Annotated in this window: 29 protein-coding genes and 1 riboswitch; of the genes, 13 read left to right on the top strand and 16 right to left on the bottom strand. The window is 71.7% G+C overall.

The annotated features are described in order from the left end of the window. Nucleotides 1–100: 100 nt before the first annotated feature. Together nagA and ACFYZS_RS27970 are read right to left on the bottom strand one after the other, a co-directional pair. Nucleotides 101–1,252, bottom strand: a complete 1,152-nt coding sequence (gene nagA, locus ACFYZS_RS27965) for an N-acetylglucosamine-6-phosphate deacetylase (RefSeq protein WP_389018158.1) — start codon at nucleotides 1,250–1,252, stop codon at nucleotides 101–103. Further along, a complete protein-coding gene (locus tag ACFYZS_RS27970) occupies nucleotides 1,252–2,184 on the bottom strand; it encodes an ROK family protein (protein WP_389018485.1) in 933 nt (310 codons plus the stop codon). The genes nagA and ACFYZS_RS27970 overlap by 1 nt, the downstream gene beginning before the upstream one ends. A gap of 211 nt (nucleotides 2,185–2,395) precedes the next feature. Here ACFYZS_RS27970 and ACFYZS_RS27975 point away from each other — a divergent pair, with 211 nt between their 5' ends. From ACFYZS_RS27975 to ACFYZS_RS27990, 4 genes are all read left to right on the top strand, one after another. Beyond that, nucleotides 2,396–3,697: an extracellular solute-binding protein gene (locus tag ACFYZS_RS27975; protein WP_389018161.1), complete on the top strand. Its 1,302-nt coding sequence runs from the start codon at nucleotides 2,396–2,398 to the stop codon at nucleotides 3,695–3,697. A 50-nt stretch (nucleotides 3,698–3,747) separates the two neighbouring features. After that, a complete protein-coding gene (locus ACFYZS_RS27980) occupies nucleotides 3,748–3,984 on the top strand; it encodes a DUF3263 domain-containing protein (protein ID WP_030156982.1) in 237 nt (78 codons plus the stop codon). 264 nt (nucleotides 3,985–4,248) lie between these two features. Continuing rightward, entirely contained in the window at nucleotides 4,249–5,097 is an 849-nt protein-coding gene (otsB, locus tag ACFYZS_RS27985; RefSeq protein ID WP_389018165.1) for a trehalose-phosphatase, read from the top strand. A 134-nt stretch (nucleotides 5,098–5,231) separates the two neighbouring features. Next, entirely contained in the window at nucleotides 5,232–5,837 is a 606-nt protein-coding gene (locus ACFYZS_RS27990; protein WP_389018168.1) for a hypothetical protein, read from the top strand. 25 nt (nucleotides 5,838–5,862) lie between these two features. Here the strand turns inward: ACFYZS_RS27990 and ACFYZS_RS27995 are convergent, their stop codons facing one another. Then, nucleotides 5,863–7,302 (bottom strand): trehalose-6-phosphate synthase, encoded by a 1,440-nt coding sequence (locus ACFYZS_RS27995; RefSeq protein ID WP_389018170.1) that lies wholly within the window; start codon nucleotides 7,300–7,302, stop codon nucleotides 5,863–5,865. Nucleotides 7,303–7,347: 45 nt separating this feature from the next. Then, nucleotides 7,348–8,298 (bottom strand): glucosyl-3-phosphoglycerate synthase, encoded by a 951-nt coding sequence (locus ACFYZS_RS28000; RefSeq protein WP_389018173.1) that lies wholly within the window; start codon nucleotides 8,296–8,298, stop codon nucleotides 7,348–7,350. 218 nt (nucleotides 8,299–8,516) lie between these two features. Beyond that, nucleotides 8,517–8,666: riboswitch (SAM riboswitch) on the top strand. Between the two features lie 17 nt (nucleotides 8,667–8,683). Between ACFYZS_RS28000 and thrC the strand changes: the two genes are divergently transcribed. The 4 genes from thrC (at nucleotide 8,684) to groL (ending at nucleotide 12,846) form a co-directional block, all read left to right on the top strand. Beyond that, the gene (thrC, locus tag ACFYZS_RS28005; protein ID WP_383517023.1) at nucleotides 8,684–9,958 is read left to right on the top strand and encodes a threonine synthase; all 1,275 of its coding nucleotides are present in this window, start codon (nucleotides 8,684–8,686) and stop codon (nucleotides 9,956–9,958) included. A gap of 33 nt (nucleotides 9,959–9,991) precedes the next feature. Next, the gene (locus ACFYZS_RS28010) at nucleotides 9,992–10,270 is read left to right on the top strand and encodes a MoaD/ThiS family protein (protein ID WP_389018176.1); all 279 of its coding nucleotides are present in this window, start codon (nucleotides 9,992–9,994) and stop codon (nucleotides 10,268–10,270) included. 383 nt (nucleotides 10,271–10,653) lie between these two features. Continuing rightward, nucleotides 10,654–10,857 carry a cold-shock protein gene (locus ACFYZS_RS28015; RefSeq protein ID WP_005315736.1) on the top strand — a complete coding sequence of 68 codons (204 nt, stop codon included), beginning with the start codon at nucleotides 10,654–10,656 and terminating at the stop codon, nucleotides 10,855–10,857. Between the two features lie 366 nt (nucleotides 10,858–11,223). Continuing rightward, nucleotides 11,224–12,846, top strand: coding sequence for a chaperonin GroEL (groL, locus tag ACFYZS_RS28020; RefSeq protein WP_389018179.1), 1,623 nt, complete (start codon nucleotides 11,224–11,226; stop codon nucleotides 12,844–12,846). Nucleotides 12,847–12,931: 85 nt separating this feature from the next. On the opposite strand, the gene ACFYZS_RS28025 is transcribed toward groL, so the two are convergent. From ACFYZS_RS28025 to ACFYZS_RS28035, 3 genes are read right to left on the bottom strand one after another with little or no spacing between them, the layout of a single operon-like run. After that, nucleotides 12,932–13,471: a Uma2 family endonuclease gene (locus ACFYZS_RS28025; protein ID WP_389018182.1), complete on the bottom strand. Its 540-nt coding sequence runs from the start codon at nucleotides 13,469–13,471 to the stop codon at nucleotides 12,932–12,934. 14 nt (nucleotides 13,472–13,485) lie between these two features. Next, entirely contained in the window at nucleotides 13,486–13,821 is a 336-nt protein-coding gene (locus tag ACFYZS_RS28030) for a helix-turn-helix domain-containing protein (RefSeq protein WP_389018185.1), read from the bottom strand. Further along, nucleotides 13,818–14,186 carry a type II toxin-antitoxin system RelE/ParE family toxin gene (locus ACFYZS_RS28035; protein WP_389018188.1) on the bottom strand — a complete coding sequence of 123 codons (369 nt, stop codon included), beginning with the start codon at nucleotides 14,184–14,186 and terminating at the stop codon, nucleotides 13,818–13,820. The genes ACFYZS_RS28030 and ACFYZS_RS28035 overlap by 4 nt, the downstream gene beginning before the upstream one ends. A gap of 111 nt (nucleotides 14,187–14,297) precedes the next feature. On the opposite strand from ACFYZS_RS28035, the gene ACFYZS_RS28040 reads away from it, so the two are divergent. Continuing rightward, nucleotides 14,298–14,897, top strand: a complete 600-nt coding sequence (locus ACFYZS_RS28040; RefSeq protein ID WP_389018190.1) for a phosphoribosylanthranilate isomerase — start codon at nucleotides 14,298–14,300, stop codon at nucleotides 14,895–14,897. Between the two features lie 22 nt (nucleotides 14,898–14,919). On the opposite strand, the gene ACFYZS_RS28045 is transcribed toward ACFYZS_RS28040, so the two are convergent. Both ACFYZS_RS28045 and ACFYZS_RS28050 read right to left on the bottom strand, forming a co-directional pair. Further along, entirely contained in the window at nucleotides 14,920–16,563 is a 1,644-nt protein-coding gene (locus tag ACFYZS_RS28045; protein ID WP_389018193.1) for a serine/threonine-protein kinase, read from the bottom strand. Nucleotides 16,564–16,652: 89 nt separating this feature from the next. Then, nucleotides 16,653–16,991, bottom strand: coding sequence for a protease inhibitor I9 family protein (locus ACFYZS_RS28050; protein ID WP_389018196.1), 339 nt, complete (start codon nucleotides 16,989–16,991; stop codon nucleotides 16,653–16,655). A 381-nt stretch (nucleotides 16,992–17,372) separates the two neighbouring features. Between ACFYZS_RS28050 and ACFYZS_RS28055 the strand changes: the two genes are divergently transcribed. Together ACFYZS_RS28055 and ACFYZS_RS28060 are read left to right on the top strand one after the other, a co-directional pair. Then, entirely contained in the window at nucleotides 17,373–18,554 is a 1,182-nt protein-coding gene (locus ACFYZS_RS28055; protein WP_389018199.1) for a S8 family serine peptidase, read from the top strand. 77 nt (nucleotides 18,555–18,631) lie between these two features. Beyond that, on the top strand, nucleotides 18,632–20,032 hold the full coding sequence (locus ACFYZS_RS28060; protein WP_389018202.1) for a PQQ-binding-like beta-propeller repeat protein: 1,401 nt from the start codon (nucleotides 18,632–18,634) through the stop codon (nucleotides 20,030–20,032). On the opposite strand, the gene ACFYZS_RS28065 is transcribed toward ACFYZS_RS28060, so the two are convergent. The 3 genes from ACFYZS_RS28065 to ACFYZS_RS28075 all read right to left on the bottom strand — a co-directional run bounded on the left by ACFYZS_RS28065 (nucleotide 20,019) and on the right by ACFYZS_RS28075 (nucleotide 21,591). Next, nucleotides 20,019–20,375: a Uma2 family endonuclease gene (locus ACFYZS_RS28065; RefSeq protein WP_389018205.1), complete on the bottom strand. Its 357-nt coding sequence runs from the start codon at nucleotides 20,373–20,375 to the stop codon at nucleotides 20,019–20,021. The genes ACFYZS_RS28060 and ACFYZS_RS28065 overlap by 14 nt on opposite strands. Before the next feature lie 138 nt (nucleotides 20,376–20,513). After that, complete coding sequence (locus ACFYZS_RS28070) at nucleotides 20,514–20,771, bottom strand: DUF397 domain-containing protein (protein ID WP_389018206.1); 258 nt, start codon at nucleotides 20,769–20,771, stop codon at nucleotides 20,514–20,516. After that, a complete protein-coding gene (locus ACFYZS_RS28075) occupies nucleotides 20,755–21,591 on the bottom strand; it encodes a Scr1 family TA system antitoxin-like transcriptional regulator (protein WP_389018209.1) in 837 nt (278 codons plus the stop codon). Before ACFYZS_RS28075 ends, ACFYZS_RS28070 begins: the two co-directional genes overlap by 17 nt. Nucleotides 21,592–21,706: 115 nt before the next feature. On the opposite strand from ACFYZS_RS28075, the gene ACFYZS_RS28080 reads away from it, so the two are divergent. Together ACFYZS_RS28080 and ACFYZS_RS28085 are read left to right on the top strand one after the other, a co-directional pair. Beyond that, the gene (locus tag ACFYZS_RS28080; protein ID WP_229338428.1) at nucleotides 21,707–21,925 is read left to right on the top strand and encodes a hypothetical protein; all 219 of its coding nucleotides are present in this window, start codon (nucleotides 21,707–21,709) and stop codon (nucleotides 21,923–21,925) included. Beyond that, nucleotides 21,922–22,464, top strand: coding sequence for a hypothetical protein (locus tag ACFYZS_RS28085; protein WP_389018212.1), 543 nt, complete (start codon nucleotides 21,922–21,924; stop codon nucleotides 22,462–22,464). The genes ACFYZS_RS28080 and ACFYZS_RS28085 overlap by 4 nt, the downstream gene beginning before the upstream one ends. Here the strand turns inward: ACFYZS_RS28085 and ACFYZS_RS28090 are convergent. The 4 genes from ACFYZS_RS28090 to ACFYZS_RS28105 form a co-directional block, all read right to left on the bottom strand. Beyond that, on the bottom strand, nucleotides 22,454–22,867 hold the full coding sequence (locus ACFYZS_RS28090; RefSeq protein ID WP_389018215.1) for a PIN domain-containing protein: 414 nt from the start codon (nucleotides 22,865–22,867) through the stop codon (nucleotides 22,454–22,456). The two genes, ACFYZS_RS28085 and ACFYZS_RS28090, sit on opposite strands and share 11 nt — an antisense overlap. Next, nucleotides 22,864–23,136 (bottom strand): CopG family transcriptional regulator, encoded by a 273-nt coding sequence (locus ACFYZS_RS28095; RefSeq protein WP_389018488.1) that lies wholly within the window; start codon nucleotides 23,134–23,136, stop codon nucleotides 22,864–22,866. Before ACFYZS_RS28095 ends, ACFYZS_RS28090 begins: the two co-directional genes overlap by 4 nt. A gap of 142 nt (nucleotides 23,137–23,278) precedes the next feature. Then, a complete protein-coding gene (locus ACFYZS_RS28100) occupies nucleotides 23,279–23,869 on the bottom strand; it encodes a GNAT family N-acetyltransferase (RefSeq protein WP_389018218.1) in 591 nt (196 codons plus the stop codon). Between the two features lie 26 nt (nucleotides 23,870–23,895). Next, nucleotides 23,896–24,630, bottom strand: a complete 735-nt coding sequence (locus ACFYZS_RS28105) for a DUF4232 domain-containing protein (protein ID WP_389018221.1) — start codon at nucleotides 24,628–24,630, stop codon at nucleotides 23,896–23,898. Nucleotides 24,631–24,813: the final 183 nt, after the last annotated feature.

Below are 24,813 nucleotides of genomic sequence, written 5' to 3' on the forward strand. Positions count from 1 at the left end.
GGTGTGTGCCGGGATCATGCCAAACAGCAGTGCGGGCGGCCCAGTCCCGCGGGCCGCCCGCTTCCCTCCGTACCCGCCCGGACCAGCGCCGCGGCCTTCGTCAGACCAGCGGGTCGACGATCCACTCGCCGCGCCGCATGACGCCCTTGACGTCGAACTCGGCGTCCAGGACGACCAGGTCGGCGTACTTGCCCGGCTCCAGCGAGCCGACCTCGTCGTACAGGCCGATCAGCTTGGCCGGATTGGCCGAGATCGCCTGCACCACGGACTCGACGGGCAGCTTGTCCAAGGTCACCGACCGCTTGAAGGCGGTGTCCAGCGTCAGCGTGGAGCCCGCGATCGAACCGCCCTCGACGAGGCGGGCCACGCCCTCCTTGACCTCGACCTCCAGCGGCCCCAGGTGGTAGATCCCGTCGCCGAAGCCCGCCGCGTCCATCGCGTCGGTGATGAGCGCCACGCGGTGCGCGCCCGCGTGGTGGAAGGCCAGCTCCAGCATCGCCGGGTGCAGGTGGGTGCCGTCGTTGATGAGCTCGACGGTGACCCGCTCGTCCTCCAGCAGCGCGGCGATCGGGCCGGGCGCGCGGTGCTCCATGCCGGGCATCGCGTTGTAGAGGTGGGTGGCGACGGTCGCGCCCGCGTCGATGGCCTGGCGCGTCTGCTCGTACGTGGAGTCGGTGTGGCCGATCGCGGCGATGACCCCGTGCTCGGCCAGCAGCCGTACGGAGTCCAGCCCGCCGGGGAGCTCGGTGGCGAGGGTGAACATGCGGGCGGCGCCGTGCGCGGCGTCGATGAGCTTGCGGACCTCGGCCGGGTCGGGGTCGCGGAGCAGGTCCTCCTTGTGCGCGCCCTTGCGGCAGGGGTTGATGAACGGCCCCTCGAAGTGGATGCCGGCGATCTCGCCCGCCTGCGTCAGTTCGGCGAGCAGCCCGGCGCGGCGGGCCAGTTCGTCCAGGTCGCCGGTGACGGTGGAGGCGACGAGCGTGGTGGTGCCGTGCTCGCGGTGGGTCCGTACGCCCTTGAGGACCTCCTCGGCGGTGCCGGAGGTGAAGGAGGCGCCGCCGCCGCCGTGGTTGTGCATGTCCACGAAGCCGGGGACGAGCCAGTGTCCGGACAGGTCGACGGTCCGCGCGCCCTCGGCGGCGCTGCCGGCGATGCGCTCGCCGTCGACGATGACGCGGCCGCCCGCCACGGTCCCGGTGGGCAGGACCACCCTGGCGCCGGAGAGAACGGTGCTGTGTGCGCTTCCGGACATCAGGCAGGTACCTCCGTGGCGAGTAGGTCCCAGGCGAGCAGCCCTGCGCCCAGGCATCCGGCGGTGTCCCCGAGGGCCGCCGGAACGATGTCGGGCAGCCGCTGGAACGTCACGCGCTCCTCGACGGCCTTCCGTAGTGGTGTGAACAAGGTTTCCCCCGCCTCGGCGAGCCCGCCACCGATGATCAGCGTGCGCGGGTCCAGCAGGGTGATCGCGGTGACCAGGCCGTCGGCGAGGGCGCCGACGGCGGCCTGCCACACCTCGCGGGCGCGCGCGTCACCGGACTCGACGGCCTTGGCGCAGTCCGCGGCGTCCGCGGCCGGGTCGCCGGAGGCGGCCGCCCAGGCGCGGCTGACGGCGGAGGCGGAGGCGAGGGTCTCCAGGCAGCCGTACTGCCCGCAGCCGCAGGCGGGGCCGCCGGGGCGGACCACGATGTGGCCGATCTCGCCCGCGTAGCCGTGGGCGCCGGCCTCGATGCGGCCGGCGATGCCGATGGCGCCGGCGATGCCGGTGCCCAGGGGGACGAACAGGAAGCGGTCGGCGCCCCGGCCGGCGCCGATGCGGCCCTCGGCGAGCCCGCCCGTGCGGACGTCGTGGCCCAGGGCGACCGGGATGCCGCCGAGCCGCCCGCTGAGCAGCTCGCGCATGGGCACGTCGCGCCAGCCCAGGTTCGCCGCGTAGACGGCGATCCCGTTCTCGGCGTCGACGATGCCGGGGACGGCGACGCCGGCCGCGACGGCGGGCACGCCGAAGCGCTCGCGGCCGAGCCCGGACAGCTCGGCGGCGAACTCCAGGATCGTCTCGACGACGGCGTCGGGGCCCCGGTCGCGGCCGGTGGCGCGGCGCGCCTCGTACAGCAGCGTGCCGTCGTCGGCGATGAGGGCGGCCTTCATCCCGGTGCCGCCCACATCGAGGGCGATGACGTGCTTCACGGCGTGTTTCACGGGTTTCACAGGTGACAGTCTCGCGTGCTCGGCGGGGAAAGGTCTAGTCCATTGGAGGGGATTGTTGAGCGGCCATACAAAATCGAAGGCCTTGGTCGGGCGACGAACCGGACACCGTGCGTTCCGGATGTGGACGAGCCGCCAAAGTGGTGTAGACCTTACGTGGATCGTACGTACAACAAGGGGTGGATCGAGAACTGTGAAGGGCCGTTACCTGAGCCTGGCCGCGACCGGCGCCGCGCTGAGCCTGACCGCCGCGGCACTGACCGGCTGCGGAGCCGTGGGGAGCCTCACCGGGGACAACGAGGTGACCCTGCGGGTCGTGGCGGCCGACTACGGGGACAATCCGCAGAACTCCTCGGCGGGCTACTGGAAGGACCTCGCCGCGGGCTTCCAGAAGGACCACCCCGGCGTCAAGGTCGAGGTCAGCGTCTACTCCTGGTCCGAGGTCGACGCCAAGGTCGCGGAGATGGTCAAGGCCGGCAAGGCCCCCGACATCGCGCAGATCGGCGCGTACGCCGACTACGCGGCCGCCGGCAAGCTGTACACGGCGGAGGAACTGCTCTCCGTCAGCACCGAGGCCGACTTCCTGGCGCCGCTCGCGGACGCGGGCAAGGTCCGGCGGGTCCAGTACGGCATGCCGTTCGTGGCCAGCACCCGCCTGCTCTTCTACAACGAGAAGCTGCTGACGGACGCCGGGGTCGTGCCGAAGGACGCCAAGGGCGGCTGGCAGCCGAAGAGCTGGACCGACCTGGAGGCCGCCGCGAAGAAGCTCAAGGCGGCGGGCGTGGCGACGCCGTTCGCGCTGCCGCTGGGCCGCGAGGAGGCCCAGGCCGAGTCGATGATGTGGATGCTCGCGGGCGGCGGCGGCTACACCGACAACGAAGAGGCGTACGCGATCGACTCCGCGGACAACGTCAAGACGTTCGAGTTCCTGCGCGACAAGATGGTCGGCCAGGGGCTCACCGGAGCGCTCGAACCGGCCAAGACGGACCGGCAGGCGGCGTTCGACGCCTTCACGCGGGGCGAGGTCGGCATGCTCAACGGCCACCCCACGCTGGTGAAGCAGGCGGCGGAGAAGGGCGTGAAGTTCGGCATGGTGGCCATGCCGACCGCCGACGGGACCGAGCACCCCACGATGGGCGTCGCGGACTGGGTGATGGCCTTCAAGAACGGCCACCGCAAGGAGTCCGGGAAGTTCCTGGACTACCTGTACGAGGCGAAGAACGTGACGACGTTCACCAACAAGTACGACCTGCTGCCGGTCACGACGACCGGCTACCGGGCCATGGACGCCAGTACGGGCGGCTCCGCCACGCAGCTCAAGACCTTCCTGCAGGCGCTGCCGAACGCGCGGCTCTACCCGGTCGGCAAGAAGTCCTGGGCCGGGGTGAGCGAGGACGTCAAGCAGAACATCGGCAAGAGCGTCCAGCCGGGCGGGCAGCCGGCGAAGGTCCTGGAGGACATCGCGGAGTCGGCGCGCAAGGCGGACGCGCAGTAGACCGGGGGCGCGGCCGGGGCGCTGTCGGAGGGCGGCGTTAATCTGGCGGTATGACGGACGACGTGGGGCTGACGGCCACCGAGGCCGCGGTGCTCGCGTACGAGGGACGCACCTGGCCCGGGCCCGGGGCCAAGGAGCGCGCGATACGGGAAGGGCTGGGGATGACCCCGGTCCGCTACTACCAGCTGCTCAACGTGCTGATGGACGACCCGCGCGCGCTGGCCCACGCCCCCGGCACCGTGAACCGGCTGCGCCGCATCCGCGAGGCGCAGCGGGCGAGGCGCTAGGGGGTGTCCGCAAAGTAGCGCCGTGCGCCCGAAGGGCGGTCCCGCGGTGTCCGGTGCGTGCTCTCGGTGTGCCGGGCGGAAGCCGGTGTACTGGACGTACTCGGGATTTCGCCCGGTGCGCCGAGAGCGCGTGCCGGGCGCCGCGGGGCAGGCGGGACTTTGCGGACACCCCCTAGGGGGTGTCTCGCCGAGGCCCGGCGGCGGGGCGCCCGGGGTGCGTGCGCGCCGTAGCCGTGGCCCGGCGGGGCCGTTAGGGTCGTCCGTATGGGGAGCCATCCGCACGACTTGCCGATGCCCGTCACCGCTGCCGGACGCGAGGGCCTCGAAGCCCTGCTCCGCGCACCCCGCCGTTCCGTGGTCGCGCTCGACTTCGACGGCACCCTCGCCGAGATCGTCCCCGATCCGGACCAGGCGCGGGCCCACCCCGGAGCCGTCCCGGCCCTCTCCGCACTCGCCCCCGAGGTCGACTCGGTGGCCGTGATCACGGGCCGTCCGGCAGGCGTCGCCGTGCGCTACGGGGGCTTCGCCGGAGTTCCCGGGCTGGAGCACCTCGTCGTCCTCGGCCACTACGGCGCCGAGCGGTGGGACGCGGTGACCGGCATCGTCCACGCGCCGGCCGAGCACCCGGGCGTGGCCGCCGTACGGGCGGAGCTGCCCGGGTTCCTGGACTCCATCGGGGCCTGGCGCGGCACCTGGATCGAGGAGAAGGGCCGGGCGCTGGCCGTCCACACCCGGCGCGCCGCCGACCCGGACGCGGCCTTCGCCGCGCTGCGCGAACCGCTGGCCGAGCTGGCGGCGCGGCACGGGCTGATGGTGGAGCCGGGGCGGGCGGTGCTGGAGCTGCGGCCGCCGGGGATGGACAAGGGCGTGGCCCTGACGGAGTTCCTGGCGGAACGGGACGCGGAGGCGGTCCTGTACGCGGGCGACGACCTCGGCGACCTCGCCGCGTACTCCGCGGTGGAGAAGCGCCGGGCCGACGGGCTGCCTGGGCTGCTGGTGTGCAGCGGCTCGGCCGAGGTGCAGGAACTCGCCGCCCGCGCCGATCTGGTCCTGGACGGCCCGTCCGAGGTCGTCGCCTTCCTGGCGGCCCTGGCCGGGGCCATCCGCTCCTGACGCCCGGGTGCCGCGCCCGCGGCGCCCGGTGTCCGGTACGCACGCACCCACGGGCCCGGGTACCCGGGTACCCAGCCGGTTTTTGAGTACGCGCGCTCATGATCCGCCGCCCGGCCGCTCCTATCGTCGACCGCATGGACACGGACCCGACCCCCGACACCGAGACCGCCGCGAGCACCCGCGGCTTCACCGGCTGCGCGGTGGCGCTGCTCGTCGCCGCCGTTCTGGCCCTCGTGGGAGCCACGGCGCTGGCCGAGATCGGGAAGGGCCTGCAGGGCGGCGGGCACCTCGACAACGGCGCCACCTCCGGCAGCGTGTCGGACCCGCTCGGCGCCGGCGCGACCGCCCGGTACATCGACGACCTGGAGGTCACGGTCGGCAGGCCGCGCCGCGAGGCCGGAGGCGCCTACCGCTTCACCGTCACCTACGCCAACGGCACCGACGAGGTGCTGAAGCCGGGCGGCGGGTCGAAGAGGACCGCCACCAGCACCATCGCCGACGCCCCCGTCGTCGTGCGGCCGGGCAGGTCCTCCGACGGCCACCCGTCCGACTCCACGCTGACCTGGCTCAACGAGGACGAGGCGGCCGCGGCCCTCATGCCGCCCCTGGCCGAGGGCGGCAAGCGGACCGTCCAGGTGAGGGTCGTGCCCGACAGGCGGGGGACCCCGGTCACGGTCGAGGTCCGCCCCCCGTCCGCGAGCTACCGCGAGAGCGCGTACTGGCAGTTCGACCTGGACTGACCCGGCCTGATCGGCAAGACGCCCCCTAGACCTCGCGGAGGGCGTCCAGCTGGGCCGTGAACCAGTCGGTCGGGGGGAGTGCCGTGGCGGCGGCGGCCAGGCGCTTCGTGCGCTCCAGCCGCTCACCCGCCGGCATGGACAGCGCCGCGTGCAACGCCCGCGCCGTCGCCGACACGTCGTACGGGTTCACCGTCAGCGCGTCCTCGCGGAGTTCCCCGTAGGCCCCCGCCCCGGTCGACAGCACCAGCGCGCACCCCGCGTCCGACACCACCGGGATCTCCTTCGCCACCAGGTTCATCCCGTCCCGGACGGGGTTCACCAGCGCCACGTCGGCCAGCCGGTACGCGGCCAGGGAGCGGGCGAAGTCGTCCTTCACCGACACCAGCACCGGCTGCCAGTCCTCCGTGGCGAACTCCTCGTTGATCCGGTCCGCCAGCTCCCGCACCGCCTGCGTGTAGGACCGGTACACCGCCAGGTCCTGGCGGGAGGGGTACGCCGAGGCCAGGTGCACCACCCGGCCGCGCCACTCGGGGTGCTCCGTCAGCAGCTCCCGGTACGCCAGCAGCCCCCGGATGATGTTCTTCGACAGCTCGGTCCGGTCCACCCGGACGATCGTCTTGCGGTCCCCGACCTCCGCGCGCAGCGCCGCCAGCTTGTCGCCGACCTCCGGCCGGTGCGCCAGCGCCCGCAGCTCGTCCTCGTCCACGCCCAGCGGGTACACGGCCACGTCCGTGTGGCGCGTGGGCCCGCCCGCCCTCCGGTGCTGAACCCCGCGCCGCGGGTCCCCGGTCGGGCGGGCCGTGCCGCTCGCGTCGTCGATGTGCGCGCCGGCCGTGAAGGCGTCCGCCCACGCCCAGGTGTGGAAGCCCGCGATGTCCGCCCCGAGCATCCCCCACACCAGCTGCGAGCGGATGTCGTCGGGGAGCATGCCCAGGAACTCCGGCGAGGCCCACGGGGTGTGCGTGAAGTGGCTGATCCTCAGATCGGGCCGCAGTTCGCGCAGCTCACCGGGGACCAGCGCCAGGTGGTAGTCCTGCACGAGCACGGCCGCGCCCTCGCCCGCCTCCTCGGCCAGCGCCACCGCGAAGGCGTGGTTGTACGCGACGTACGAATCCCACTGACGGCGGAACCCCGCGTCGAAGACCGGCTCGCGCGGGATGTCGTACAGGTGGTGGTGGGTGAACCACAGCACCGAGTTCGCGATGCCGTTGTACGCGTCGTCGTACGTCGTGGGATCGATGTCCAGCATCCGGACGCCGGGCTCGGAGACGCCCCGGCGGACCGCCTCCCGGTCCGCGTCCGACAGCGCCGCGCAGATCCACAGCGCCTCCGGCTGGCGGGCGAGGGCCGCGGAGAGGCCGGAGACGAGTCCGCCCCCGCCGCGCCGGGCCGTGAGGGTGCCGTCGTCGTCGAGTGCGTAGGAGAGCGGGCCGCGGTTCGCTGCAACGAGTACCTGGGAAGCCATGCGGCGAACCTAGCCCGGGGCCCGCCCGCTCAAACGTCAGTTCCCTCACGCCACCCGGCGGCCGGAGTACTCCTTGATCCCGGCCATCGGCGGACGCTCCTCGGTGTCCACGGGGTACGTGCGCGGCACGAACCCGTCCGGACCGCGCTCGAACTGCGTCAGCTCGGGCCGTGTCAGATGGCCGCGCGAGAGCCGCAGCTGAGCCGTCCGGTAGATCGCCGCGGCCATCCGGCCGAGCGCCTGGCCGTCCTGGTGGCGGTGGAGCCGTACGCCCACGTCCACCTGGGCCAACGCGTCCAGTCCGACGGTGTGCAGCGCGTCCACCAGCAGGCCGAGCTCGACTCCGTACCCGACGGGGAAGGGCAAACGTTCCAGCAGGGTCCGGCGCACGGCGTACTCGCCGCCCAGCGGCTGGACGAAGCCGGCCAGCTGCGGCCAGTGCAGATTGAGGAGGGGGCGGGCGACCAGCTCGGTGACCCGGCCGCCCTGGCCGGGGGCGTCCCCGAGCGGGCGGTCGTACATCGCCTTGACGAACTGCACGTCCGGCTCGGTCAGCAGCGGGCCCACGATCCCGGACACGAAGGCGGAGGAGAAGTCCCGCAGGTCGGCGTCGACGAAGCAGACCACGTCCCCGGTGGTCGCCAGCAGCGAGCGCCACAGCACCTCGCCCTTGCCGTGCGCGGCCGGGATCCGCGGCAGGATCTCGTCGCGGTGCACCACCCGGGCGCCGGCCTTCGCGGCCACCTCGGCGGTCCGGTCGGTGGAGCCCGAGTCGATCACCAGCAGTTCGTCGACCAGCGGCAGCGGCAGCCCGTCGATCAGATCGCGCCGGATCACCTCGACGATCGCGCCGACCGTCTCCTCCTCGTCGAGCGCGGGCAGGACGACGCTCACCGTGGTGCCGGCCGCCCGCTTGGCGGACAGCAGCTGGTCGAGCGGTCGGTCGGCCGCGGACCAGGAGCGGTCCGCGAACCAGCGCTCCACCTCTTCCAGCACGTTCAGCACTCCCTGCTCGTCCGTCGGTCGTCCGCCGGTCGTCCGTCACTCCTCGGCGGTTTCGGCCGAAAAGTGATCCATCTCGCGGTTCGGACGGCTGTCTCAACCACCCGGACCTTCAGTTACAGTCTTGAACAACGCGAAGGACCACCGCATGCCGGGGGTCCCCGCGCACAAACGCCCGGACGCGCCGCAGAGCGCGCGGCCCGGTGCCATACCGCTCATCCAGAGGGGCAGAGGGACACGGCCCGTTGAAGCCCCGGCAACCCTCCAGTCGGTTCTCGCGCTTGCTTGCAGCAGCGGGGTCCCCGGCTAGGGAAGGTGCCAATTCCGTCTCATGGCGAAGTGCGCCATGGGGAAGATGAGGAGAAAGGGCCTCGCCATCATGGCTGCACAGACTGTTGCCACCTCTGTCGATCTCGGACCTGCCACCGGCCTCTCGTGTCGTGAGTGCGGTACCCGTTTCGAACTCGGACCCATCTTCGCCTGCGTCGAGTGTTTCGGTCCGCTGGAAGTCGCCTACGACCTTCCCACCGGTGACCCCGAGGCGCTGCGCGCGGCGATCGAGGCCGGCCCGAACAACATCTGGCGCTACGCCCCGCTGCTGCCCGTCCCCGCCGACGTGGCCTCCAAGCCCAGCCTGAACCCCGGCTTCACCAAGCTCGTGGACGCGGCCAACCTGGCCAAGGAGCTGGGCGTCACCGGCAAGCTGTACGTGAAGGACGACTCCGGCAACCCGACGCACTCCTTCAAGGACCGCGTCGTGGCCATCGCCGTCGAGGCCGCCCGCGCCTTCGGCTTCACCACCCTGTCCTGCTCCTCCACCGGCAACCTGGCCGGCGCCGTCGGCGCCGCGGCCGCCCGGGCCGGCTTCCGCTCCTGCGTGTTCATCCCGCACGACCTGGAGCAGGGCAAGGTCGTCATGGCCGGTGTGTACGGCGGCGACCTCGTCGGCATCGAGGGCAACTACGACGACGTCAACCGCTTCTGCTCCGAGCTCATCGGCGACCCGCTCGGCGAGGGCTGGGGCTTCGTCAACGTCAACCTGCGCCCCTACTACGGCGAGGGCTCCAAGACGCTGGCGTACGAGATCTGCGAGCAGCTCGGCTGGCAGCTGCCCGACCAGATCGTCATCCCGATCGCGTCCGGCTCGCAGCTCACGAAGATCGACAAGGGTCTGCAGGAGCTGATCAAGCTCGGCCTCGTCGAGGACAAGCCGTACAAGATCTTCGGCGCGCAGGCCGAGGGCTGCTCCCCGGTCTCCACCGCCTTCAAGGCCGGCCACGACGTGGTCCGCCCGCAGAAGCCGAACACCATCGCCAAGTCGCTGGCCATCGGCAACCCGGCCGACGGCCCGTACGTCCTGGACATCGCCCGCCGTACGGGCGGCTACGTCGAGGACGTCACCGACGAGCAGGTCGTCGAGGCCATCAAGATCCTCGCGCAGACCGAGGGCATCTTCGCCGAGACCGCGGGCGGCGTGACCGTCGGCGTGACGAAGAAGCTCATCGAGAACGGGCAGCTCGACCCGGCGCTGACCACGGTGGTCCTCAACACCGGTGACGGCCTCAAGACCCTGGAGGCGGTGGCCGCGGACAGCGGGCAGACCGCCACCATCCGCCCGAGCCTGGACGCGTTCCGCGCCGCCGGCCTGGCCTGATCCACACCTGCAACCCGGAAAGGCAGTAGCGCCATGAGCGTCAACGTCCGCATCCCCACCATCCTGCGCACCTACACCGGCGGCCAGGCCGAGGTCACCGCCGAGGGCGCGAAGCTCTCCGAGGTCATCGCCTCCCTAGAGGCGAACCACCCGGGCATCGCCGCCCGCGTCCTGGACGACCAGGGCAAGCTGCGCCGCTTCGTGAACGTCTACGTCAACGACGACGACGTGCGCTTCGAGGGCGGTCTGGACGCGCTGACGCCGGACGGCGCGGGTGTCTCGATCATTCCCGCCGTCGCGGGCGGCTGCTGACACGCGAAAGCCCAGAATTACCCCCTCCGGTAAAAGCGGAGGGGGTAATTCTGCTTGGTTGGGCGCGGTAGAGTTGGGGAAGTCCCCTCCGCTGTTCTTGCCCGCCGCATATGAGCGGGTCGCGTGATGGTTGACATTGAGTCAATGTGCGAGTGCGGTATGGGGCTTTGGCGAGATATGCCGGGTCCGAGTTGCCCGGGAATATGCCAACTTTTCACTCTATTTCAATGTATCCCCGTGTCCAGAATTCTCGTCGGATTGACCTGTTGCAGACAGCAGCGGTGCAGATACATTCAGCCCCGGTCGAGGCGTTCCGGCGCAAGTTCTGACCCGGGACCGCGAAGTGCGGTCCTGCGCAAGGGCCAGTAATAGGGGAGTTAGGCATGGCTCAGGGCACCGTCAAGTGGTTCAACGCGGAGAAGGGCTACGGCTTCATCGCGGTCGACGGTGGTGCGGATGTGTTCGTCCACTACAGCGCCATCCAGATGGACGGGTACCGCACCCTTGAAGAGGGTCAGCGGGTCGAGTTCGAGATCTCGCAGGGCCAGAAGGGTCCGCAGGCGGACATGGTCAAGCTCGCCGTCTAGCCCCGGCGCGACCGACCACCGACGCATACACACGAAGGGCCCGTACCTCGGAGGAGGGGTACGGGCCCTTCGTGCTGCCCGGGATCCGGCCGGGGGTCCGGCCCGGGCGCGGGCCGGACGCGGGCCGGGCGTTCACCCAAGCCGCTTGCACTCGGAGGGGTCGAGTGCTAATCATTGGCGTTAGCACTCTCCTGGTGAGAGTGCTACTACACAGGACCGGGTCGGTGAGGCCCGCAGGGTCCGGCGGGAAGGAACCGCCGGGCACGCAGGCCGTCCGTCGCGGGCGCGGGCGCGGTCCGGAGCAATCCAACCCTCCCCTCGTACCGACGGTGCAGGGGGAACCCCAGTCCTGGAGGACCACTTCAGATGGCCAAGATCATTGCGTTCGACGAGGAGGCCCGGCGCGGTCTCGAGCGCGGGATGAACCAGCTCGCCGACGCCGTCAAGGTCACCCTCGGCCCCAAGGGTCGCAACGTCGTCCTTGAGAAGAAGTGGGGTGCCCCCACGATCACCAACGATGGTGTCTCCATCGCCAAGGAGATCGAGCTCGAGGACCCGTACGAGAAGATCGGCGCCGAGCTGGTCAAGGAAGTCGCCAAGAAGACGGACGACGTCGCGGGCGACGGTACGACCACCGCCACCGTGCTCGCCCAGGCGCTCGTCCGCGAGGGCCTGCGCAACGTGGCCGCCGGCGCCAACCCGATGGCCCTCAAGCGCGGCATCGAGAAGGCCGTCGAGGCCGTCTCCGCCGCCCTGCTCGACCAGGCGAAGGATGTCGAGACCAAGGAGCAGATCGCTTCCACGGCCTCCATCTCCGCCGCCGACACCCAGATCGGCGAGCTCATCGCCGAGGCCATGGACAAGGTCGGCAAGGAAGGCGTCATCACGGTCGAGGAGTCCCAGACCTTCGGTCTGGAGCTCGAGCTCACCGAGGGCATGCGCTTCGACAAGGGCTACATCTCGGCGTACTTCGCCACCGACATGGAGCGTATGGAGGCGTCGCTCGACGACCCGTACATCCTGATCGTCAACTCGAAGATCGGCTCGGTCAAGGACCTGCTGCCGCTCCTCGAGAAGGTCATGCAGTCCGGCAAGCCGCTGCTGATCATCGCCGAGGACGTCGAGGGCGAGGCCCTGTCGACCCTGGTCGTCAACAAGATCCGCGGCACCTTCAAGTCCGTCGCCGTCAAGGCCCCGGGCTTCGGCGACCGCCGCAAGGCCATGCTCGGCGACATCGCCATCCTCACGGGCGGCACGGTCATCTCCGAGGAGGTCGGCCTCAAGCTCGAGAACGCGGGCCTGGACCTGCTCGGCCGCGCCCGCAAGGTCGTCATCACCAAGGACGAGACCACGATCGTCGACGGTGCCGGTGACAGCGACCAGGTTCAGGGTCGCGTCAACCAGATCCGCGCCGAGATCGAGAACTCCGACTCGGACTACGACCGCGAGAAGCTCCAGGAGCGCCTCGCGAAGCTGGCCGGCGGCGTGGCCGTCATCAAGGCCGGCGCCGCGACCGAGGTCGAGCTCAAGGAGCGCAAGCACCGCATCGAGGACGCCGTTCGCAACGCGAAGGCGGCCGTCGAGGAGGGCATCGTCGCCGGTGGTGGCGTGGCCCTGCTCCAGGCCTCCGCGGTCTTCGAGAAGCTCGAGCTCTCGGGTGACGAGGCGACCGGCGCCAACGCCGTGAAGCTCGCCCTGGAGGCCCCGCTCAAGCAGATCGCCGTCAACGGTGGTCTCGAGGGTGGCGTCGTCGTGGAGAAGGTCCGCAACCTGACCGTCGGCTGGGGCCTGAACGCCGCGACCGGCGAGTACGTGGACATGATCGCCGAGGGCATCATCGACCCGGCGAAGGTCACCCGCTCCGCGCTGCAGAACGCGGCGTCGATCGCGGCCCTCTTCCTCACCACCGAGGCCGTCATCGCCGACAAGCCCGAGAAGGCCGGCGCGCCGGCCGGCGGCGGCATGCCGGGCGGTGACATGGACTTCTGATCGGCCCCCGGCTGATCGGCTGTTCTTCGACCGAGGGCGGCACTCCCCATGCGGGGGGTGCCGCCCTCGGGCGTTTCCCGGCCCCCTAGAAGCCGGTGGTGTCGAGCTCGAAGCCGAAGGGCTCCGGGATCTGCAGGGGCTTGCCGAAGGACACCGTCGTACGGGAGCGGTATCCGTTCGGAGAGGGGTCCCGGAAGCAGGTGATCTCCGAGTCCTGCATGTCGATGACCAGGTAGACCGGGACGAGCTGTCCGTAGACGTCCAGCTTCTCGGTCCAGTCGGCGTCCTTGGCGGAGGTGGACGTGAACTCGGCCACCAGGGAGAGCGCCGCTGCGTCCGCATGGCGGCCCTCGCCCTCGAAAGCCGATTCGTCCGCCACGAACAGGCTGAGCCCGTAGGCGCGCTCCGCTGCCGAGAACCGGAAGAGGAAGGGTGCGGTCTCCGCGATGTGGCCGTCCGGGGCGTGGCACTCCAGTTCTCGGCGCAGCGCGCGCAGCGGGCGGGAGCAGCGCAGCTCGGGCCAACGCGAAACGATGATCTTCCCTCGGGTGAGTTCGGCCTTGAACCCGTCCGACGTGTCCATCTCCTCGGCGGTGCGCAGGAGGTCCTCGAACGCGGTCAACATCGGGCGCCTTCTGCCTATGCCGCTCGGCGCGCGACGAACGTGACCTCTTCGTGGTCCTCGCCCAGGGCGATGTTCAAAGAGGCGTCCAAGGCGTGCGCGAGGCGACGCAGGAGGGGGAGCGTGGGTACGGCGTCGGCGCCTTCCACGCGGGAGATCTTCGCCTGGGTGAGCCCGGCTCGCTCGGCCAGCTGGGCCTGGGACAGCCCCAATGCCTTCCGGCGGTCGTACACGGCCTTGGCGAAGGCCATGGCCAAGCGGATCTCGGCCCTCTCGGCCTCGATCTCGGCAGGCTCGGCGTACTCGGTCGTGGCCTTCTTCTCGCGGGCCAGCTTCCAGCGGGCGTGGTTCATGACGCGTCCCCTTCCTCGCCGCGGCTGTACGTGGTGTGGGCCGGGCCGTGCTCCCTTTCGCACACGATACGGGCGGCCACGGCCCGGCTGACTTCGCTCGACTCGTGCATCCGCGTCTTGCGGAAGACCGTGAGCAGCACGATTCTCCGGCCCGGCGCGAACCAGTAGGCGATGCGAGTGGCCACGCCGTCCAGCGTGGGCCGCAGCTCGTAAACCCCGTCCTTGAGTGGACGGGCGAAGGGCATGGGAGTGAGGACTCCGTGGACGCTCAGCAGGTCCGCATACTCCTCGACCTTTCGGTACTGCCTGATCGGCAGCAGTTCGAGCCAGGTTCGCACCTCCGGCTCCACCTCGATCAGATGCATGCGGCGACCGTATTATGTCGTCGACGACATAATACGCGTCATCGGGATTACGTGACCCCTTCGCATGAGGTGGTCCTTCATCGTTGACGGGGGCTTTGGTTGACTGGGGGGATGAGCGAGCTGTTCGTGAAGATCTGCGGTCTGAAGACCGGGCCGGACGTCGACGTGGCCGTGGCGGCCGGGGCCGATGCCGTCGGCTTCGTCTTCGCCGCCGGGAGCCCCCGTACGATCGCCGCCGCCGCGGCGCGGGAGCTCGCGGCCCGGGTACCGGCCTCGGTGCTGACCGTCGGGGTGTTCCGGGGGCAGCCGGTCGAGGAGGTGCGGCGGCTGGCCGAGGAGAGCGGCGTACGGGGGGTCCAGCTCCACGGGGACGAGGGGCCCGAGTACTACGAGGCGCTGCGCGCCGAGGGCCGGACCCTGCTGCGGGCCACCGCCGAGCACGTGAAGCGCTGCGGGGAGTACGGGGAGGACCTGCTGCTGCTCGACGCACCCGACCCCGGCTCCGGCAAGCCGTGGAACTGGGGCTCCGCAGAGTTCACCGCCCCGGAGGGCCGCTGGCTGCTGGCCGGCGGACTGACGCCCGGGAACGTGCGGGAGGCCGTGGAGACCACCGGCGCCTGGGGCGTGGACGTGTCCAGCGGGGTCGAGCGGGAGCGCGGCGTGAAGGACCCCGCCCTGATCCGCGCCTTCATCGAGGCCGCCCGCGGCTGACTCCGCCGCGGGCGGGCCGCCGTCAGGCCGCGCGCCAGACCGTCATGTCCGCGGTGATCCAGCCGGGCAGGTCGGGCAGCCGCACGACCGGCTTGGTCTGGATCACGAGCAGTGCGACGTCTCCCGAGGGGTGCCGGACACAGATCTCGGTGCCGGGAGCCGATGCGGCCAGCGGGAGCGTGTGCTGGTTGGAGGCCTTCGTCATGAGGCCGCACGTGTCGAGGTTGCCGGTGCCGGGATCGGCGAACAGCTGGACGATCACGCTCGTGTCGCTCACCAGCTCACAGCTGTTCTTCTCGCAGTCCAGGCGGATGTCCCCCGTGCGGTCCTGCCGCTTGACCGGTTCCTTGATGCCGATCGAGGTCTTCTGGTCCAGCCAGACCTGGGGGTAGGGGAAGGGCGCGGGCGGCTTGGCGGCCTTGGGTGCACTCGATGCGGACCCGCCGGACCCGCTCGATCCGCCGGCTCCTGCTGCCCCACCGGCACCGGCGGATCCTGTGGCCTTGCCGCCATTCGCCGGGCCGGAGGACGTGGCCTCGGCCGCGCGCCGCTCGCGGGCCCGGTCCGCCGCGTCCATGACCGTCCAGGCCAGCCCGGTCAGCAGGACGGCGGACACCGTCACCACCGCGCCGACGATCAGAGCGGTACGCCGCCTGCGCACCCGCTGCTCCTCCGGCGTCAGCGGCAGCGTGACCGGCGGCTGCCAGGCCATCGGCGCCGCGTCCGGTGCCAGGGCGCGTGTGTGTACGGAGGTGGGGTGCGGGACCGGGGCCGGGACCACCGGCTCCGGTCCCGCCACCTCCCGCCAGACGGCGGGACCGCCGCCCGCGTCCGCGTCCTTGCCCAGCCGCTGCCTGCACCACGCCACGATCTCCGCCGGGGTGGCGCGATCGTCCGGGTCGGCTGCCAGACACCGGGCGATCAGCGGGCGCAGCGACTCCGGCAGCCGGGACAGGTCGGGCTCGGAGTGCACGATCCGGAACAGCACGCTGACGGAGGGGCCGTCCCCGTACAACGGCTCGCCCAGCGCGGCGAACGCCGCCGTCTGGCCCAGGGCGAAGACATCGGTGGCCGTCGTGGTCTCGCCCGCCAGCGCCTGCTCGGGGGCCATGTACTGGGGCGTGCCGATGGCGCTGCCCGTGGCGGTGGGCGAGGTGGTGCCGGATGCCAGCGAGATGCCGAAGTCGATGACCCGGGGCCCGTCGGCGGCCAGCAGTACGTTCGACGGCTTCAGATCGCGGTGCACGATCCCCGCACCGTGGATGACCTCCAGGGCCTCGGCCACCCCGGCCACCAGCCACAGCACCGCGGGCACCGGCAGCGGCCCGCGCCGGGCCACGGCCTCCGACAGCGAGGGCCCCGGCACGTACACGGTGGCCAGCCAGGGCGGCGTTCCGTCGACGTCGGCGTCGATCAGCTCGGCGGTGTACGCACCCCGGACCCTTCGGGCCGCCTCCACCTCCCGGCGGAAGCGCCGTCGGAACGCCGGGTCCTCGGCCAGTTCCGGCCGCACCACTTTGATCGCGACGGGGCGGCCGCCCCGGGTGTGCGACAGGTAGACCCGGCCCATGCCGCCCGCGCCGAGCCGGGCCGCGAGGCGGTATCCGGCAACGGTGTGCGGATCGTCCTCCCGCAGGGGCTGGAACACCTCGGTCGCGCTGTTCATCGGTCTCCCCCCGACTCCCCCGATCAACCGATGGGTTGATCATCCTCACCCTAAGTGGCGGGCGGGGAGCCGAGGCGGCCGGGCGCCCGTCAGCCGGCCGAGGCGGTGCCGTCCTGCTCGACGGTCTCGACGCCCGGCAGTGCGTGCAGGGCCACGAGCTGGGCGGGGCTGAGCGGGGCGGCGAAGCCGTGCAGGGTGGAGTCGTAGACGTGGACCGGGGTGGCACCGACCTGCCGCGCCACGTCGGCCGGGTCGAGGTCCCTGCTCACGGTGACGATGTACGTGGGGTGGTCGGCGGGGGCCGCGTACGGGGCCGCGTACGGGACCGGCTCGCGCACGGCGGCCGTGGCCGCCGACGCGGGCAGGGCGGAGAAGGCGGCGAGTACGACGACGGCTGCGGGCAGGGCCCGGCTCGGACGGGTGCGCATGGGGCGAGGCCATCACGTGCGACGCCGCAGGTCAACGACGTCGGCGGGGGTGGCGGGGGCACCGGGGGCGCACCTGCCGTGCGCTCCCTGGTGTGGGGGCGGGCCGTACGGGTGATCTTGCCGGAGTTCCGCGGGCCGTACGGGCCGCGGCCGCGCGGGGCACGGCCTTGACGGCACAGGGGGATAACCCTTTCTGCAGCTTGTGCGACAGGGCGTGTTGACGCGGGCGGCGGGCGATCGGCCGGGCGGGCGGCGGTGGTTCATGACGCGCCGGGGTGGCACCGATGGAAGGGAAGGCCGCCCTCGCAGACGCATTCGTCCTGGTAGGGGCGGTTCCTTCATGCCGACTTTCCGTTCCGCCCCCTTCAGGGAGTTCCTTCCATGCGCCTGCTCGCTCGCCTGGCCACCGCCGCCCTCCTGACCGTGCCCCCGATCGCGGCCGGCACGGCCGCCGCGGACACCCCGGAGCCGACCCCGGTGCCGCTGCACACCGCCGCGAACGCGGTGCCCGGCCAGTACATCGTGACCCTGGAGAAGGGGCAGGACGCGGCGAAGGTCGCGCAGAAGCTGGGCCTGAAGCCGACGTTCGTCTACTCGAAGGCGATGACCGGCTTCGCCGTCCCGCTGACCCCGCTCCAGCTGCAGATCGTCCGGGTGAGCCTCGGCGTGAAGTCCGTGGAGGAGGACGCCGCGGTCCAGTCCGTGCCGCAGCCGACCCGGACCCCGGGGACGCGGGCGCCGTCCTCGTCGTGGGGCCTGGACCGGATCGACCAGAAGGAACTGCCGCTCGACAACAGCTTCTCCACCGAGGGCAACGGCGCCGGGGTGACCGCGTACATCCTCGACACGGGCATCGACTACGCGCACGACGAGTTCGGCGGGCGCGCCACCTTCGGCTACGACGCCATCGGCGACGGGCGGCTGGGGGCGGACTGCCAGGGCCACGGCACGCACGTCGCGGGCACGGTCGCCGGCAAGACGTACGGGGTGGCGCGCAAGGCGAACCTGGTCAGCGTCCGCGTGCTCGGGTGCGACGGCAAGGGCACCTGGTCGGGGATCATCGCGGGCATGGACTGGGTGGCGAAGAACGCCAAGCAGCCGGCCGTGATGAACGCCTCCCTGGGCGGGGACCTGTCGAAGGCAGTCAACGACGCCGCGGACGCGGTCACCACCGCCGGTGTGCTGCCGGTCGTCGCGGCGGGCAACTCCGCGAAGGACGCCTGCGGCGTCTCGCCCGCGTCGGCCTCGCTCGTGGTGACGGTGGCGGCGACCAACGAGTGGGACGAGGAGACCTCCTTCTCCAACTGGGGCCAGTGCGTCACCCTCTACGCGCCCGGGCAGGCGATCGTCTCCGCGAAGCTGGGCGGCGGCAGCGTGGCCCTCGACGGCACGTCGATGGCGGCGCCGCACGTCGCCGGTGTGGCCGCCCTCTACAAGCAGGCGCACCCGACCGCCGCCCCGGAGGAGGTCGCCGAGTACCTGGAGCAGGAGTCGACCAAGGACGTCCTGAAGAGCCTCAGCCCGGCCTCCCCGAACAAGCTGCTGTACACCGCCGGTCTCTGACCGCCGGAGGGTTCCGGAGCGTCTGACGAACCCGGCCCGCAGCCCGTTCGCGGATAGGCTGCGGGCCGAGGGGGATCATGGACACGCCACCGCCGCTCGTGGAGCGGCTCCGGGACCACGTACGGCTGGCCGCGGCCTGCGCGCTCGGCGCGGTCGCGGTGCTGTACGCCGTCCTGTGCATGAAGTTGACCGTCGTGGACATGTCCGACGGCGCGTGCAGCTACGGCGGCTGCCCGCGCGGGCTGGGTCCGCTGGTGCTGTGGACGCTGGTCACCGGCCTGGCCGCGGGCGGGCTGTGGTCGTCGGTCGTGAAGGACCGCGGACACCGGTCCGGCGCCGGCTGGACCGTCGCCGTCGCCTTCGCGCTGCTCGCGCTGTGGCCCGGCTGGCTCGGCTTCTCCTGGCTGCGCGGCCCGCACATGGACCTCTTCTCGTACCAGGCCCCGCGGAGTTCGGCAGTCGGCAAGCCGCTCGGCTCCTGGGCGGGGCCCCCGGCCACGGGGTTCGTGGTCCGGGCCGGTGCGGACGGTGTGACCGGCTACGACGGGGAGGGCCGCCGCGGCTGGAGCCTGCGGGTTCCGGCAGGTGGGGCGGTGTGCGCGATGAGCGCGGACAGCCCTTCGGGTACCGGTCTGTTGACCTTCGCCACCGTGCTGGACGGCTGTGGTGGCCGCCTGGTGGCGGTGGACGTCACCTCCGGCAAGCAGCTCTGGACGACGAACATCCCGCACCTCGTGGGCCGGCCGGCTGCGGGAGGCTCCCTGGCCGTGACCGCGACCGCGGACGCCGTTCTCGCCTACGACCTGGCCACCGGCGCCGAGCGGTGGCGCTCCCCGCTGCCGGCGGGCGCCGTCGCCCTGGAGGTCGCCGCGGGCCCCGACCGGGTCCTGCTGCTGGCCCGGACCGACGCGGGAGTCGAGCTGTTCGCGCTCGGCGCCCGCACCGGCGCCGTCGCCTGGCGGTTCCCGATGCCGGTCGGGTACGAGTCCCCGCGCATCGTGTCGGCGTCCCCGGCCGCCGCCGTCGGGGACGGCCGCCTGCTGGTGTTCGACGAGGCGGGCCGCCCACGCGCGCAGTCGCGGGAGCCGTACGTCCCGACCACGGGCGAGACGGAGTGGCTGGTCGCGGACGACGTGCTGTACGCGTCGGTCCCGGAACGGGAGGAGCGCGAGGTCCTGGCGGCGTTCTCGCTCAAGGACGGCCGCCACCTGTGGACCCGCGACTTCGACGAGCAGTGGCGGATCCGCGCCCTGGCCGCCGACGGCCGGTCGGGCCGGATCGCCGTGGTCACCGAGGGCGCGTACACCCACCTCTGGCACCTCGACCCGCGGACCGGGAAGCCGGAGGGCGAGTCGACGGTCCTGCGGGGCCTGCGGCTGGGCGAGTCGTTCGTCCTCCACGGCAGGACGTTCGTCAACCTCGACGACGACACCCGCCTCCCGCCGATCTTCGACGTGGCCCCGACTATCGGCTGGTGAGGGACTGGGTGTCGAGGGTGATGCCCACGGGGGCGGGGATCTCGACGGTCGCGCCGTACGGGAAGGCTGGGTCGAGGCGGTAGGTGCCGCCTTCGGGCTCGCTGTGGACGGTCAGGGTGTCCTGGTCCCGGTCGATGAGGAGGAAGGCCGGGATGCCGGCCGCTGCGTATCCGTCCCGCTTCTTGCGGCGGATCCGCTGGTTGGCGACGGGGTCGCGGGAGGTCACCTCCAGCACCATAAGCACCCCTGCGGGATTGGACCACTCGCCGTGACCGGCCAAAGTCCCGAGGGGGGCCAGAGCGCCGTCCGCCCGCTGCTCCATGCACTGTCGCAGTACCCACATGATGATGGTTCCGTGGTCACCGTCGCGCGTCGGCTTGACCACCAGTCGTCCCCCGATGAATTAGAGCGTCACGGTTTCGGGCGCGCCGTGCTCAAGCGCCTCGAACTCATCGAGGGTCATCTCCACGTACGGCTCGGTTCAGCCGAGGCCGGCGATGAACGCCGTCCAGGCCGGGCCGGTGAAGGTGAGGTGGGGGCCGTCCAGGACCTTGGAGTCCCGGACGGGGACGAGGTCGGGGTGGCCGTCGGCGATTTCGAGGCAGTCGCCACCGCTGCCACCGCTGTACGTGGACTTGCGCCAGGTGGCCATCTCCAGGCAGCTGCCTCCGCTGCCGTCGCTGTAGCTGGACTTGTGCCAAACGGCCGCCGACAGATCGTAATCAGGCTGCTGTTTCACGTTGGTACCCCTCCGCTACGGACTCGATCAAGGCCAGCGATTGCGCGGGAGGCAGCGCACTGGCCGTGAGGAGATCGTAGGTCAGGAAGTGACGAGAGACCGTGGCGGGATCGTCGAACAGCTGGCCCGTACCGTTGCCTTGAACGTAGGCGAGCGTGGGTGCGTCCTCGAACGACATCAGCTGAAGCGAGCCGCCCATCGCTGCGTGGGCCCCTGCTTGAAACGGGATCACCTGGATGATGATCCGGTGCTCCCGGATCAGTTCCATGATGCGCCCCAGAGCCTCTGCCATGACGGTCGGCCCACCGACCTCGCAGCGCAGTACAGCCTCGCCGAAGACGCACCACAACAACGGGGTTGTTGGATCATGGAGCAGGGCGGCCCTGGCCAGCCGGTTCGTGACCAGCTCTTCGATCACCTGCCCTGGCGCCGTGGGCTGATACGCGCGACAGACGGCACGTGCGTACGCCTCGGTCTGGAGCAATCCAGGGATGGTCTGCGGCGCGTACTCCCGGATCCCGGTTGCCAGAGCTTCGGCCTCGGCCGCCGCCGCGAAGTGGTCCGGGTACTTGGACTTGGCCGCCGCCCCGCAGTTGCGGACGAAGAAGCCGTCCGTGCCCAGGATGTCGTCGATCTGCCGGGCGAATTCGATGTGCATCCGCCGCGTGCCGGCTTCGAGCTGGCCGATGAACGAGCCGCTGACGAAGAGGGGTTCGCCCAACTCGGCCTGGCTGAGGCCCGCGCGTTCGCGCGCCACCCGCAGTTCGGCGCCGAGCAGGGCGCGGGGTGAGGAGGACGGGTCGAGGTTCTTACCTGCCATGGCAACTCTCCTGGCAACACGTGCCGTTGTTGCGGTGTCCGTATGGAAAGGCTAGCGAGCGCGCCGCCACTCTGTGTGTCGAAGCCGAACACTCAGAGTAGAAAGGTGACATGTCATGGTGCTCAGTCCTCAGGAGCGGATGCAGGCCGCGGAGGAGGCCGTGCGACAGCTCAAGGACTCGCTGACCGGGGTCGGGGTCGTGTTCCCGTCCCTCGGGGTGGACGGGGTCTCGGCGGCCGGTACGTACGGGCTGCCGCTGGTCGATCTCGGCCGCTGCAACCTCGACACCGCGCTCCGGCTGGCCGCCGTGCTCCACGAGCGGGCGCACCCGTGATCGAGGGCGGGGCCGCCGAATGGGGCTTCGAACTCGGATGGAAGCTGCGGGGGCTGGAGCACGCCCTCCTCGGCAGTGGATGGAAGCGCGGGGGCAGGGGGCGCTCCATGCCGGGCGTGCAGCGGTTCACGCTGGTCCACTGGCCGGTGGGGGAGAGCACGCGGTTCGAGGACGCCCGCTACGACGGGCTGAAGAAGGAGCCGCCGCAGGGCTGTGAGGTCGAGGAGATCGGCGGGCGCTTCGGGCTGCGCTGCGAGCGGCCCGGCGCGCGGCTGCTGGAGGCGGTGGCCGAGCTGTGCGGGGAGGTCCGGGCCGGACACGGGCTGCTCATGACCGACCTCGGGATCGAGAGGCTGTGGGAGTGGTCGGCGGACGGCACGGACGGCTGGGGCGCGGAGATCGTGGGCCAGCTGCTCCTGATGGCCGCCGAGCGGGGCCCGCGCCTCGGCTACGGCGTCGATGACCTGGTCCGCTTCCTGCGGACCGCTGCCGGTTCGGGCCGTGACGGGTCGGGCCCCGCGGGGGTGGTCAGACCTTGACCGCGGCGAGGCGTTTGCCGCAGAGGGCCGTCAGGTCCTCCGGGTCGGAGGTCAGGACGGTGACCGGCCCGGGCGCCGCGAGCGCGGTCGCGGCGAGCATGGCGTCGATGGCGTGCTTGTGCCCGTGCAGTCCTGCTTCGCGGAGCAGGTCGGTGGCATGGTGGGCGATCTCCTCCGTGACGGGTTCGACCACCACGCGGGACAGCGCCCAGTTCAGTGCCGGCACGTTGATCTGCGGGTGGATCACCTCGGCGAGGGTGGCCGTGCTGGTGATGACCCGCAAGTCGTCGGCGAGGGCGAGGGCGAGCCACCGCGTGATCACGCGGTCCCGAAGTACGGCCTTGGCGAGTCCCTCGCTGTCGAGCACGAGCGTGCCGGCCGGTGTTGCCGCCTGACGGGTCATGAGGCCTTCCTCTCCGGCTGGCCGTCAGCGGTCTGCTCGGCGCGGGCGCGCCGCTGGATCTCGCGCGTCGCCTCGATCTCCTTCTCGGTGATGGGCCCGTGCTCCGCCTCGGCGACGGCGATGAGCTCGGCGAGGTTGTCGCGCTCGATCTGGCGGGTCACGGCGGCGGTGACGTAGGCGGATAGGCCGGAGGAGTCACTGAGTGCGCGAGCGGCCTCGGCGACGTCGCGGGGCATCGAGATCGAGTACGTCTGGGTGGGCTCGCTCAGGCCGCCCATGCGCCGTCCGATGCCACCGCCGTACCCGGCGTGTGGGGTGAGGGAATACATGTGCATAGGCTGATGGCATATGCCGACGCGCGGCGCGTTCACAGCCGTGCGTTAGCTCGATGGTGTGATCATGCGGCCGGCTTCAGGCGGGGACCGGGCCGTCCGTGCTCAGGCGGGCGTGGAGGTGTTCGTCGTGCCAGCCGTCCGCGTGGAGGAGCGCGCCGCGCATGGTGCCCTCCAGGGGGAAGCCGGCCTTCTCCGCGATGCGGCAGGAGGCCGGGTTGGCCACGGAGTGGGTGATCCGCAGGCGGTGCAGGCCGAGCTCCTCGAAGGCCCAGCGGCTGACCCGGTCCGTTGCAGTGGCCATGACCCCGCTGCCGCGGCCCGCCGGCAGCAGCCAGTACAGGAACTCCCCGCTGCCGCCCGCCAGATCGAGGTCGGCCAGGCCGATCAGGCCGACGGGCAGGCCGCCCGCCTCCGGGGCGATCGCCCAGATCGCGGCCTTCTCCGCCTCCCAGTTGGCGCGGTAACGCGCGATGCGCTCCTCGGCCCGGGCCTCGGTGAACCGGCCCGTGCGGTTCCAGTGCTGGATGTCCGGGTCCGTGCCGGAGGCGACCAGCGAGGGGGCGTCGTACGGCTCCCAGGGCCGCAGGAGCCACCCGCCCGGGAGCCCGAGCACGGTCTGGGGCAGCGCGCTCATCCGGCCGGGCGGGACGACGGGGGGTATCTCCATGCCGGAGAGTATGCCGAGGCTCCGGCTCAAGAGCCCAGCGCGTCCTCGATGTTCTGCTGCCAGTACGTGACCGTCAGCGAGCTGTCGTAGTAGACGCCCTTGGCCGGCAGGGGCGGGGTGGCGGACGCGCCGCCGCTGCTGTTGGGCGTGCGGCCCTGGAAGGCGATCGTGAGCTTCTGTCCGGTCGTTCCGCCCTCGCCGCTGCCGTCGGCCGCCGCCAGCATGGCCGCCGCGTGGCCCGACTGGCCGGGCGCGAGGGACACCACGGCCTGGGGGCGGGTCTCCTGCCGCGGGCCCGGGGCCCACTGCATCTCGTCGAAGCGGAGGACCGGGTAGTACGTCAGGTCGCAGGACTTCGAGCCGGTGTTCTTCACCGAGATCAGCATGTGGTTGAGCGGTCGGGCGACCGGCTGGACGGTCACCTCGGTGTTGGAGCCGTTGCACAGGACGCGGTTGCCCGCGGCGGCGGCCGGGTCCGACGAGCCGCCCTTCGCCTCTCCGGATCCGGAGCCGGAGCCGGTGCCCGAGCCGGTGCCCTTGCCCGTGTCGGTACCGGTCTTCGTGGAGCCCGGGGCGGGGGTGCTCGGGGCGGGGCTCGTGGCGCCCGTCGGCGAGGGGGTCGCCGTGGCGGAGTCCGAGGCGGTCGCGGCTCCTCCGTCCTTGAGGCCCGTGCCGTTCTGGCACGCGGTGAGGGCGAGCGCGGCGAGGGCGACGGCGGCGGCGAGACGTCGGGTCGTACGAGTGGTGCGGAGCGCGGTCATGGCTGATTGCCTTTCATATGGCCCGGCAGGGGCGGCGGTCCGTCGGGACCGGGGCCGGGGGCCGTGTGCTTGGATGACCTCAGCCTGTGCGGTGATCCGTCCCAGCCGCGGCACCCGAGGGGCGGTCAGGGACGCTGGGATGCCGAAGCAGGCTCTGAGCTGCTGAAACAGCTTGTTGCTGGG

It is taken from the genome of Streptomyces sp. NPDC001903, from assembly GCF_042891345.1.
In the GTDB taxonomy this organism is placed as follows: Bacteria; Actinomycetota; Actinomycetes; order Streptomycetales; family Streptomycetaceae; genus Streptomyces.

Coding starts and splice junctions, on each gene's coding strand:
- groL (WP_389018179.1), top strand. CDS start 11,224: ATGGCCAAGATCATTGCGTTCGACGAGGAGGCCCGGCGCGGTCTCGAG.
- otsB (WP_389018165.1), top strand. CDS start 4,249: ATGGGGAGCCATCCGCACGACTTGCCGATGCCCGTCACCGCTGCCGGA.
- ACFYZS_RS28065 (WP_389018205.1), bottom strand. CDS start 20,375: ATGTGGGTACTGCGACAGTGCATGGAGCAGCGGGCGGACGGCGCTCTG.
- thrC (WP_383517023.1), top strand. CDS start 8,684: ATGGCTGCACAGACTGTTGCCACCTCTGTCGATCTCGGACCTGCCACC.
- ACFYZS_RS27995 (WP_389018170.1), bottom strand. CDS start 7,302: ATGGCTTCCCAGGTACTCGTTGCAGCGAACCGCGGCCCGCTCTCCTAC.
- ACFYZS_RS28045 (WP_389018193.1), bottom strand. CDS start 16,563: ATGAACAGCGCGACCGAGGTGTTCCAGCCCCTGCGGGAGGACGATCCG.
- ACFYZS_RS28080 (WP_229338428.1), top strand. CDS start 21,707: ATGGTGCTCAGTCCTCAGGAGCGGATGCAGGCCGCGGAGGAGGCCGTG.
- ACFYZS_RS28010 (WP_389018176.1), top strand. CDS start 9,992: ATGAGCGTCAACGTCCGCATCCCCACCATCCTGCGCACCTACACCGGC.
- ACFYZS_RS28050 (WP_389018196.1), bottom strand. CDS start 16,991: ATGCGCACCCGTCCGAGCCGGGCCCTGCCCGCAGCCGTCGTCGTACTC.
- ACFYZS_RS28090 (WP_389018215.1), bottom strand. CDS start 22,867: ATGACCCGTCAGGCGGCAACACCGGCCGGCACGCTCGTGCTCGACAGC.
- ACFYZS_RS28040 (WP_389018190.1), top strand. CDS start 14,298: ATGAGCGAGCTGTTCGTGAAGATCTGCGGTCTGAAGACCGGGCCGGAC.
- ACFYZS_RS28055 (WP_389018199.1), top strand. CDS start 17,373: ATGCGCCTGCTCGCTCGCCTGGCCACCGCCGCCCTCCTGACCGTGCCC.
- ACFYZS_RS28075 (WP_389018209.1), bottom strand. CDS start 21,591: ATGGCAGGTAAGAACCTCGACCCGTCCTCCTCACCCCGCGCCCTGCTC.
- ACFYZS_RS28060 (WP_389018202.1), top strand. CDS start 18,632: ATGGACACGCCACCGCCGCTCGTGGAGCGGCTCCGGGACCACGTACGG.
- ACFYZS_RS28030 (WP_389018185.1), bottom strand. CDS start 13,821: ATGAACCACGCCCGCTGGAAGCTGGCCCGCGAGAAGAAGGCCACGACC.
- ACFYZS_RS28100 (WP_389018218.1), bottom strand. CDS start 23,869: ATGGAGATACCCCCCGTCGTCCCGCCCGGCCGGATGAGCGCGCTGCCC.
- ACFYZS_RS28105 (WP_389018221.1), bottom strand. CDS start 24,630: ATGACCGCGCTCCGCACCACTCGTACGACCCGACGTCTCGCCGCCGCC.
- ACFYZS_RS27980 (WP_030156982.1), top strand. CDS start 3,748: ATGACGGACGACGTGGGGCTGACGGCCACCGAGGCCGCGGTGCTCGCG.
- ACFYZS_RS27990 (WP_389018168.1), top strand. CDS start 5,232: ATGGACACGGACCCGACCCCCGACACCGAGACCGCCGCGAGCACCCGC.
- nagA (WP_389018158.1), bottom strand. CDS start 1,252: ATGTCCGGAAGCGCACACAGCACCGTTCTCTCCGGCGCCAGGGTGGTC.
- ACFYZS_RS28025 (WP_389018182.1), bottom strand. CDS start 13,471: ATGTTGACCGCGTTCGAGGACCTCCTGCGCACCGCCGAGGAGATGGAC.
- ACFYZS_RS28015 (WP_005315736.1), top strand. CDS start 10,654: ATGGCTCAGGGCACCGTCAAGTGGTTCAACGCGGAGAAGGGCTACGGC.
- ACFYZS_RS28035 (WP_389018188.1), bottom strand. CDS start 14,186: ATGCATCTGATCGAGGTGGAGCCGGAGGTGCGAACCTGGCTCGAACTG.